Here is a 609-nt window from a genome sequence, read left to right on the forward strand (position 1 = left end):
TTGGTCTCTTGGTTCGGTGACGGCGGCGATGCCTCTCCCGGATACGTCCGGAGAAAGAGAGCAGGCGGCGAGCCCTAACTCGCCGCCTGCGTGAGGTTATGCACGATACACTTCCGAGTGAGCTCCCGGAATTGGCCGTGCCAACTCCGGGAGCGTAACTTCTCGCCGTCGTCCTCTTTCAACTGCGAGAAGCCTGTTTCACTCATCCAGCGCTGGTTGTAGTCCTCGTTCATCCGGGCGTTGTGAGCCTTCTGTAACGGTGTCTGCTCCCTGTGTTTGATCAACGGTCGCGTTGATTCGGAGCGACACTCCTCACGGAGGTCGCTCCACGAGTAGTTCGCGTCAGCAGACATCACACGCAGGTCTTCCGCGTTCCGGCGGAAGACCTGCATCCCGATATGGCCGTCCCACGCCTTCTTGGTCGTGTAGTGAACGTCCTTGATCGCCAGCGAGTGCACGTCGATCAAGATCGTCGTCTTCAGTGAGTGGAACGAGTAGTTCGCGCGGTCGCGGTAGTGATGACTGGTTTGATCGCGCTGGAAGCCACTCGCGTCAATGGCCGCTTCACCACTCCAGCCCGCCTGCTCCGCCGAAGCGCGGAGCAGGCGG

1 protein-coding gene is annotated in these 609 nt (G+C 60.4%); it reads right to left on the reverse strand.

Going from position 1 to position 609, the window contains the following annotated elements; translation table 11 throughout:
• Window positions 1-74 precede the first annotated feature (74 nt).
• Window positions 75-609 (reverse strand): IS5 family transposase (locus DVH23_RS23260; RefSeq protein WP_114579701.1); only part of this gene is annotated, 535 nt, incomplete at its 5' end.

It is taken from the genome of Saliphagus sp. LR7, from assembly GCF_003344565.1.
GTDB classification, from domain to species: Archaea; Halobacteriota; Halobacteria; order Halobacteriales; family Natrialbaceae; genus Saliphagus; species Saliphagus infecundisoli.